Below are 9068 nucleotides of genomic sequence, written 5' to 3'. Positions count from 1 at the left end.
CGACGCTCAGCTGGCCGCCGACACGGCCGAGAGAACACTGCCCGACGGGACCGTCCATCTCTATCCCGACGCCTCACATGCGATCAACGGTGAATACCCGGATCGACTGCGCGACGACGTAGCGGCTTTCGTTGCGAGAAATTCGTGAGTTACGGGCCGAAGCGGATGACTCGACGCGCCGCGAATTCGCGGAAGTAGTCCAGCTTGTTGGCGGGAACCAGAGCCGGCAGGAGGTAGTACCAGAGACGCTCCATGCGCGACGGCAGTTCCTCGGTGGTGGAGGTGGCAACCGCAACCATGTGCACGCCGGCCAGGATCTCGAGTACGAGCGAACCGATGGTGCGCGAATCCGAGTTGGGGTCGATGTCGCCCTGCGCGATGGCCTTGGCGGCGAGCTTGTCGAACGAATCGCTCCACCCGGCCATGACGTTGCCCTCGGTGCCGCGGTAGTCGCCGATCTGATGGCTCAGCCGGAGCATGGCCGAGACCATGGGGTCACTGACCGAAAGGTCGACGACTATGTAGGAGATGCCGATCGCCGCCTCGAGTGCGGGGATGCGACCGTCGTTGAACTGCATGCACGCAGTGGTCAGCCGAGCGTTGCCCTCGTCGATGACCGCACGTGCGAGCTCTTCCTTGGAACCGAAGTGGAAGTACAGAGCGCCTTTGGTGACCTGGGACTGAGAGATGATTTCGCTGAGACTCGCGTTCGCGTACCCCAGGCGCAGAAATACATTCGCTGCGCCCGCGAGCACGGTGTCGCGGGTTATTTCAGCGCGGGCCTGCCTGACCATGGGATCCGCCTTCGCAATTCTGAACTGCCACTGCGCAAATTACGCCCGAACGGTACCACTGACTTGCTTTACGTCTCGTGCCAACATGCATCGGTCCGATCGAGCCTTACGCCGTGTGTGACACAGCTCTCATGGCCGACAAAGGGGACGATACCCCCTCTTTAACCGCGAAGAGACGAAACCGAGTTCTCATTCCTCGGTCAATCGAGGGTCGGCCTCCAGATTCGTCAGCCCGTTCCAGCACAGGTTGACCACATGCGCCGCAACCACTTCTTTCGACGGTGTTCGCACGTCGAGCCACCACTGTGCCGTCATCGACACCATTCCGACCAGCGCCTGGGCGTACATCGGCGCGAACTCGGGATCGAGTCCGCGGCGTGAGAAATCCCCGGCCAGCATGTGCCCGACGCGACCGATGGCCTCGTTGAGCAACGACGAGTACTTGCCGTCCTCGGCAGCCGCAGGGGAATCGCGCACGAGAATGCGGAAACCGTCGGTGCGGTCCTCGATGTAGGTGAGTAGTGCAAGTGCGACACGTTCGACGCGAATCCGCGAGCGATTGAGGTCGAGTGATTTGGTGATCATGCCGAGAAGCGTCGACATCTCCCGATCGACGATGACGGCGTAGAGACCTTCCTTACCGCCGAAGTGCTCGTAGACGACCGGCTTGGACACGTTCGCGCGCCCGGCGATCTCCTCGACCGACGCGGCCTCGTACCCGCGTTCGGCGAACAGCGTGCGCCCCACCTCGATCAACTGCTCGCGCCGTTGCGTTCCTGTCATTCGGACTCGAGGTGTGCGTTCCTGCTCCGAGGCTGCGCCTGTCATCGAAAACCGCTCCCGTTACCGACCCTGCATTTTCGACGCCGGACTCGACGCCTCCCCCACACTAGCGATGTCCGATCCATCCGTTTGGCCCTGCGGGAGTGGAGCCTGCAGGAACGACCCGGAGGGCGGGAGTGGAGCCTGCAGGAACGACCCGGAGGGCGGAATCTTCATCGCGGTTCGACTCACCACCACCTCGCGTGCGAGGATCGTTGCGCTCAGTGGGAGCGCAGCGGCAAACGAATGAGTCGTTCGATTCGTCGGCCACTGGCGAAACCGCTGGCCGTTTATCCGCCGTGGTGTAATGGCAGCACCTCTGATTTTGGTTCAGATAGTTCAGGTTCGAGTCCTGGCGGCGGAGCGAGCAACATCATTCGTGCATACCGTCTTCGCGTTACCGCCTGAGGAGCTCAATGCCTGTGCAGACCGCCGTGGTCGTTCTCGCTGCGGGTGCAGGTACCCGAATGCGGTCGAAGACTCCAAAGGTTCTGCATCCCCTCGCCGGCCGCACCATGCTCGCGCATGCCCTCCACGCGGCCGCCGACCTGGGTCCCGACCACCTGGTGACCGTCGTCGGACATGATCGCGAACGAGTGACCGAGGCCGTCCAGGACCTCGCGGCCACCTTCGGGCGCACGATTCACACCGCAGTCCAGGATCGCCAGCTCGGCACCGGGCACGCCGTCCAGTGCGGCCTGGCCGCGTTGCCCGACGATTTCGAGGGCACGATCCTCGTCACCGCCGCCGACGTGCCCCTGCTCGACGGCCACACTCTCAAAGCTCTGCTCGACGAGCACCTGAGCGCCCCCAGGCCCGCTGCCGCCACGGTGCTGACCTTCGTCCCGGACGATGCCAACGGCTACGGCCGTATCGTCCGCACCGACGACGGGGAGGTGGCCGAGATCGTCGAGCACGCCGACGCCACCCCGGCCCAGGTGCTGATCGGTGAGGTCAACTCCGGCGTCTACGCGTTCGACGCCGTGGCGCTGCGTACCGCCCTGGGCAAACTCAGCACCGCGAACGCCCAGCACGAGCTGTATCTGACCGACGTCGTCAAGATCAGCAAGGCCGACGGCAAAGCCGTCTACGGCACCCAGCTCGCCGATCCCGATCTGGTGGTGGGCGTCAACGACCGCGTCCAGCTGGCGCACGTCACCTCCGTGTTGAACCGTCACATCGTCGAACGACATATGCGGGCAGGCGTCACCGTCGTCGATCCATCGACCACCTGGATAGACATCGACGTCACCCTCGGCGCGGACGTCCGCATCGAACCCGGCGTCCAGCTCCACGGCAAGACCCACATCGCCGACGACGCGGTCGTCGGACCGGACTCGACCCTGCGTGACGTCGAGATCGGCGAGCGCGCGTCGGTCGTGCGCACCCACGCCGAGCAGGCCGTGATCGGACCGGATGCCACCGTCGGACCGTTCACGTACCTGCGTCCCGGCACGGTCCTGGGCGAGGGCGGCAAACTCGGTGCCTACGTGGAGACCAAGAACGCGACGATCGGCCGCAACACCAAGGTCCCGCACCTGACCTACGTCGGCGATGCCACGATCGGCGCCCACAGCAACATCGGTTGCTCCAACGTCTTCGCCAACTACGACGGCGTCAACAAGAGCCGCACGGAAATCGGATCCCATGTGCGGACCGGTTCCGACTCGACGTTCGTCGCTCCCGTTCATGTGGGCGACGGCGCTTACACCGGTGCAGGAACAGTGGTTCGGGACGATGTTCCTCCCGGCGCGCTGGCCGTCTCCGGTGGCAAGCAACGCAATATCGAAGGCTGGGTCATCGACAACAGGCCCGGAACCGAAGCTGCGAAAGCAGCGGCGCTCGCAGATCGTGATCGGCAAGAACAAAAGGACGGCGAAGAGCAGTGACCACCCCTAATTGGATCGACAACCAGAAGAACCTGATGTTGTTTTCTGGTCGAGCACATCCGGAGTTGGCCGAGCAGGTCGCCAAGGAACTCGGGATCGACGTCACCCCGCAGACCGCGCGTGACTTCGCCAACGGCGAGATCTTCGTTCGCTTCGAGGAGTCGGTCCGCGGATCGGACGCCTTCGTGCTGCAGTCGCATCCGTTCCCGCTCAACACGTGGCTGATGGAACAGCTCATCATGATCGACGCGCTCAAGCGCGGATCGGCCAAGCGCATCACCGCGATCCTGCCGTTCTACCCGTACGCGCGTCAGGACAAGAAGCACCGGGGACGCGAGCCCATCTCCGCTCGTCTGGTCGCTGACCTGCTCAAGACCGCCGGTGCCGACCGCATCATCACCGTCGACCTGCACACCGATCAGATCCAGGGCTTCTTCGACGGACCCGTCGATCACATGCACGCACACAGCCAGCTCGCCGATCACATCCGGGCGACCTACAGCCTCGAGCACATCACCGTCGTCTCCCCCGACTCCGGCCGCGTACGCGTCGCCGAGAAGTGGGCCGACTCGTTCGACGGTGCGCCGCTGGCGTTCATCCACAAGACGCGTGACCCGTTGGTGCCCAACCAGGTCAAGTCCAACCGCGTCGTCGGTGACGTCGAAGGCCGCACCTGCATCCTCATCGACGACATGATCGACACCGGCGGCACCATCGCCGGTGCCGTGAAGGTGCTCAAAGAAGCCGGAGCCGGTGACGTCGTCATCGCCGCCACCCACGGAGTTCTGTCCCACCCGGCCGCCGAGCGGCTCGCGAACTGCGGTGCCAAGGAAGTCGTCGTCACCAACACCCTGCCGATCAGTGACGAGAAGCGCTTCGAAACGCTGACCGAGCTCTCGATCGCGCCGCTGCTGGCTCGCACCATCCGCGAGGTCTTCGAAAACGGCTCCGTCACAAGCTTGTTCAACGGCAGCGCATAGCCTTTTCGGGTCACTCCGCAGGCTCCACTCCCGACCTTCAGGTCTGTTTCACCCCGCCCCGCCCACTCTCCGTCCGCTCTGCATGAACTACGTCACGTCCGTGACCGGAACCTGCAGCTCGCGAGACGGGGGTGTGCGGGGCGGGTTTCGTTGTCACCTAAGATGACTCGTCGTGATCGACGCAGACTCTCCCCACGGCCCGGCTGGAACTACTACGGTCAGAATTGCCCGATGGACGCCGGGCGGGTGCGTCTGGTGCGGTAGCACCGACAGCGTCGAGGACTTCCGAAACGAGCCGCGCTGTGGCCTGTGCCGCGAGAAGGAAGCCGTCATCGACGAGGCCAAGCACTTCATCGGGATGTACGGCCTGCGGCCCCTGGGCGGGACGCTGGCGTCCGAGGACGAGGAGGAGCGCGAGTACCGCGTCACCGCTCGGGATGCGCGTGAGGTGCTCAACCGCATTCGGCTCGAGAAGCTGCCCGATCCGGCCGCCGTCCGCAAAGCCTTGCGCCCCAGGGCCGCTGCCGCGGGCAACGCACCGGCCTCCACGACGTCCGGAACGCCTGCGAAGGCACCGACGAAGAAGTCGCAGGCCGGCGTCACCGGGATCGATGCGATCGAACTGCAGTCCCGTGTGCAGAAGTTGCTCGGCCAGCTCACCTCCGTCGACGAGCAGATCAGCGCGCTCGACGGCGTGCAGGGCCTGCCGGCACGTGCGCGCATGAAGGATCTCGAACGGCAGCGCACCACGGTCCTGTCGACTCTGGCCGCGCTCGAGAAGGCTCGTCGCCGCACCAACTGATCCACGTAGTCTGATCGAGTGCTGCGCAAGCGTTCGATCTCACGGCAGGTGCTCGACGTCGCCTACGCCGTCGTCTTCGTTCTGCTCATGACGTCGTCCACGCTGTACGGTCCCTACGGTTCCGCCGGCTTCGGCGTCCTGGTCGGTTTCGGCGTCGCGCTGGCGGTTCGGCGACGGTCACCGCTACTGTCGTTGGCACTGGCCTGGGTGCTGGCCGTCGTGCAGATGGTCAGCGGGGTACTCCCCCTCTCTGCAGACATCGCAATCTTCGCGATTCTGTACTGCTCGGCCGCGTACGGCGACAACGTGCTTCGACGCCTCGGGCTCGCGTCGGCCGTCGCCGGTGGCGTGATAGCGGCTCTGTACCTGGCGTTCGTGGACGGCAATCCGTTCGGCCCGGCCACGGAGGAGGGCTACCAGGAACCCCGACTCCTACAGTTCGCCTTCCTCCTCGTCGGCCTGTGGGCGATGCTCGGGTTGTCCTGGGCCCTGGGTCGCTTGGCCTATGCCCGGCGCACCGCCATCGAATCCGCACACGCGCGTGAGCTCGCGGAAGTACATCAGGCCCGCGCCGAACACGAAGTGGCAATCGAGCAGGAGCGCAACAGAATTGCCCGCGACATGCACGACATCGTGGCGCATTCGCTCGCCGTGGTGATCGCGCAGGCCGACGGTGCACGCTATGTCCGCGCCGTCGACCCCGCTGCCGTCGACACTGCCCTGACGACCATCTCCGACACCGCGCGCGAAGCACTGTCCGACGTTCGGGTGTTGCTCGGACAGCTGCGCCACAGTCAGGGCGATCTCCCGAACCCCACCCCCGACGATCTCGAGCGTCTGTTCGACCAAGTGCGCGCCACCGGCCTGACCATCGACTCGTCGATCGACACCGATTCGGTGTCGTTGGGTGCCGGTGCGCACCTGGCGCTCTATCGGATCGCGCAGGAATCGCTGACCAATGCCCTACGTCACGGCGACCCCGACAAGCCGGTGACCGTCACCATCGAATCCGACTCTGCCGGCATCGAACTGACGGTGCGCAACAGTGTGCCCTCGGCGCGTTCGGCGTCGGAATCGGGCGGCCACGGAATCGCCGGTATGAAAGAACGCGCCAGCCTCGCCGGTGGCATGTGCACCGCGTCCGGCGACGGATCGTCGTGGACCGTGACAGCCTGGCTTCCTGCGGCCGGCTCGTCCACGAAGGGAATCAGCTGATGTCCGATCGAATCAAGGTAGCGCTGGTCGACGATCAGCAGTTGTTCCGCGCGGGCATTCGCATGCTCATCTCCTCGCAGCCCGATCTGGAGTTCGTCGGTGAGGCGGGCAACGGGAAGGAAGCCGTCGAGCTCGCCGCGTCGGCACGTCCCGACGTGATGCTCATGGACGTTCGGATGCCTGTGCTCGACGGTATCGCCGCGACCGAGCAGATCGTGGCCGGATCCGATACTCCCCCGCGGATTCTGGTCCTGACGACGTTCGACCTCGACGAGAGTGCGGCGCGAGCGATTCGTTCGGGCGCAAGTGGATTCGTACTCAAGGATGCGGACCCGGAATTTCTGCTGGCTGCGATCCGGACGGTTCATGCAGGCAACTCGGTGATCGCCGCGTCGGCGACGACGGGTCTGCTGGCGCATTTCACGCCGACACCGGTGGTGCCGAAGGTGCCGGCCGAGTTCGCCACCCTCACGGCGCGGGAGAAGGAACTCTTCCGACTGACCGCCCGCGGGCTGAGCAACTCCGAGATCGCCGAGATGGAATTCCTCAGCGAGGCGACGGTGAAAACGCACATCAGTCGCATCTTTGCCAAGCTGCACCTGCGTGACAGAGTGCAGTTGGTGGTCTACGCATTCGAGCACGGACTCAACTCACCTTGACCTGCTTGGGACTGATGCCGAAGTCATCCTGTAGATGTACGACGCAGAGACTCGCGCCTGATTACTCGGGGCCGCTGAGTTCATAGCGTTGTGGGCATGACGATCACAGCAGGCCCTGTTGCCCGGGCATTCCAAGTCAGCAAACATTTCGGCGACTCGACCAATCCGGTGAGCGCCCTCGACAACGTCTCTCTCGACATTCACGGTGGCCAGTTCACCGCCATCATGGGACCGTCCGGTTCCGGCAAATCGACCCTGATGCATGTGATGGCGGGATTGGACAACGCCAGCTCGGGTCATCTGATGCTGGCCGGTGCAGACATCACCTCGGCGAACGACGCCGCTCTGACCACGCTGCGACGCAAGCAGGTCGGCTTCATCTTCCAGTCCTTCAATCTCGTTCCCACCCTCGATGTTCGAGGCAACATCCTGCTGCCGTTCGAACTCGACGGCCGTGCACCCACCGCCGAGGAGGCGGCCTGGATCGAGCAGCTCATCGACACTCTGGGGTTGCAGGCGCGGGTGAACCACCGACCGCATCAGCTCTCGGGTGGGCAGCAGCAGCGCGTCGCGATCGCCCGCGCGCTGGGGACCCGTCCACATCTGATCTTCGCCGACGAACCCACCGGCAATCTCGATTCCCGCACCGGCCGTGAGGTTCTCGGCCTTCTCGCTGCGGCGGTGCGCGAGTACGGCCAGTCGATCGTGATGGTCACCCACGACCCCATCGCGGCGAGCTACGCCGATCGCATCGTCTTCCTCGCCGACGGTCACATCGTCAACGAACTGGGGCGTTCGAGTGCGGAACAGATTTCGAGCTACATGCTGGGAATGGAGAGCGTCCGATGAGTGGGTTGACGTCGGCTCAGGCGTCGAAGGAGCACGGTGCCAGTCTGCTGGTGACCTCGCTCGCGTCGTTCTTCGGTGTGGTGTTGATTCAGGCGACGGCCTTTCTGGTCGACATCTTCGGCGAGATGGAGGGTGCTGCCATCACCGCGCTGTACAGCGTGGCGCTCGTGTTCATCGGTCTCGCCCTGTATGTCGCGGCGGTGGTCACCTCGAACACGTTCGCGACGATCGTCGCGGGCCGCACCCGCACCATCGCCCTTCTGCGCCTACTGGGTGCCCGGGCGCGTGACCTGCGTCGATCGGTAGCCAGGGAAGGCTTCCTCGTCGGATTGTTCGGTGGTGCAGTCGGTTCGGTTCTCGGTGTCGGAGCCAGTCATCTCGCGCGAGCCGTTGCGGTCTCGGCCGGTCAGCTGCCGGACGTGGAGTACACGTCCGTCCAACCGCTGGTGATTCTGCCGGTGGTCATCGTGGTGCTGACGACGACTCTCGCGTCCTACGTCGGGTCTCGAAAAGTGCTGGACGTGACTCCTGTTCAGGCAACCGGGGGTGCCGTGGACACGGGAGTGGAGGCTCCGCGGTCGCGTCGAATCAGGACGGGCATATCGATCGTGCTGATCGCCGGCGGAGTGGCACTGCTCGGCCTCGGAATCCTGATCGGGATGGTGAACCCGACGGGTGTGCTGGTCGCGTTCCTCGGCGGTGTCGCCTCGTTCACCGGCATCATGGTCGGCGCCTATCGAATTCTGCCCGCGACGCTGAGGCTGGTCGGGAAACTGTTCGGACGCGGACCTGCAGCAAAATTGGCCTCGGCCAACGCAATTCGCTATCCGGATCGCAGCACCCGCACCGCGGTGGGATTGCTGATCGGGGTGACGCTGGTGACCACGTTCGCGGTCGCGATGTACAGCTACCGGGCGATGCTCGTCAACGAGTTCGACGAAGCCTCCGTCGACCAGGTCCTCACCGTGACAGTGGGAATCATGACCGGACTCATCGGCTTCTCGGCTGTGATCGCGGCAGTCGGGATGGTGAACAACCTGCTGCTGAGCATTCTGCAG

9 protein-coding genes and 1 tRNA gene are annotated in these 9068 nt (G+C 64.6%); 8 read left to right on the top strand and 2 right to left on the bottom strand.

What is annotated here, in order from left to right:
* Nucleotides 1-149 precede the first annotated feature (149 nt).
* A complete protein-coding gene (locus A2J02_RS10440) occupies nucleotides 150-794 on the bottom strand; it encodes a ScbR family autoregulator-binding transcription factor (RefSeq protein WP_068049844.1) in 645 nt (214 codons plus the stop codon).
* Nucleotides 795-983: 189 nt separating this feature from the next.
* On the bottom strand, nucleotides 984-1622 hold the full coding sequence (locus A2J02_RS10435) for a TetR/AcrR family transcriptional regulator (RefSeq protein WP_068049842.1): 639 nt from the start codon (nucleotides 1620-1622) through the stop codon (nucleotides 984-986).
* Between the two features lie 287 nt (nucleotides 1623-1909).
* Here A2J02_RS10435 and A2J02_RS10430 point away from each other — a divergent pair.
* The 8 genes from A2J02_RS10430 to A2J02_RS10395 all read left to right on the top strand — a co-directional run.
* A tRNA-Gln gene (locus tag A2J02_RS10430) sits at nucleotides 1910-1980 on the top strand.
* 52 nt (nucleotides 1981-2032) lie between these two features.
* On the top strand, nucleotides 2033-3505 hold the full coding sequence (gene glmU / locus A2J02_RS10425; protein ID WP_068049840.1) for a bifunctional UDP-N-acetylglucosamine diphosphorylase/glucosamine-1-phosphate N-acetyltransferase GlmU: 1473 nt from the start codon (nucleotides 2033-2035) through the stop codon (nucleotides 3503-3505).
* The gene (locus A2J02_RS10420; protein ID WP_082898903.1) at nucleotides 3502-4485 is read left to right on the top strand and encodes a ribose-phosphate diphosphokinase; all 984 of its coding nucleotides are present in this window, start codon (nucleotides 3502-3504) and stop codon (nucleotides 4483-4485) included. The genes glmU and A2J02_RS10420 overlap by 4 nt, the downstream gene beginning before the upstream one ends.
* A 172-nt stretch (nucleotides 4486-4657) precedes the next feature.
* The gene (locus A2J02_RS10415; RefSeq protein ID WP_231893907.1) at nucleotides 4658-5287 is read left to right on the top strand and encodes a hypothetical protein; all 630 of its coding nucleotides are present in this window, start codon (nucleotides 4658-4660) and stop codon (nucleotides 5285-5287) included.
* Between the two features lie 18 nt (nucleotides 5288-5305).
* On the top strand, nucleotides 5306-6502 hold the full coding sequence (locus tag A2J02_RS10410) for a sensor histidine kinase (protein WP_068049839.1): 1197 nt from the start codon (nucleotides 5306-5308) through the stop codon (nucleotides 6500-6502).
* On the top strand, nucleotides 6502-7161 hold the full coding sequence (locus A2J02_RS10405; RefSeq protein ID WP_068049838.1) for a response regulator: 660 nt from the start codon (nucleotides 6502-6504) through the stop codon (nucleotides 7159-7161). Before A2J02_RS10410 ends, A2J02_RS10405 begins: the two co-directional genes overlap by 1 nt.
* A gap of 96 nt (nucleotides 7162-7257) precedes the next feature.
* Nucleotides 7258-8010, top strand: a complete 753-nt coding sequence (locus tag A2J02_RS10400; RefSeq protein WP_068049837.1) for an ABC transporter ATP-binding protein — start codon at nucleotides 7258-7260, stop codon at nucleotides 8008-8010.
* Nucleotides 8007-9068: FtsX-like permease family protein (locus A2J02_RS10395; RefSeq protein ID WP_068049836.1), on the top strand; the 1062-nt coding region annotated here is incomplete at its 3' end. The genes A2J02_RS10400 and A2J02_RS10395, both read left to right, overlap by 4 nt.

The sequence above is a fragment of the Rhodococcus sp. EPR-147 genome (assembly GCF_001647185.1).
Taxonomy (GTDB): domain Bacteria; phylum Actinomycetota; class Actinomycetes; order Mycobacteriales; family Mycobacteriaceae; genus Rhodococcoides.
This window is presented reverse-complemented; position numbering and strand designations above follow the sequence as displayed.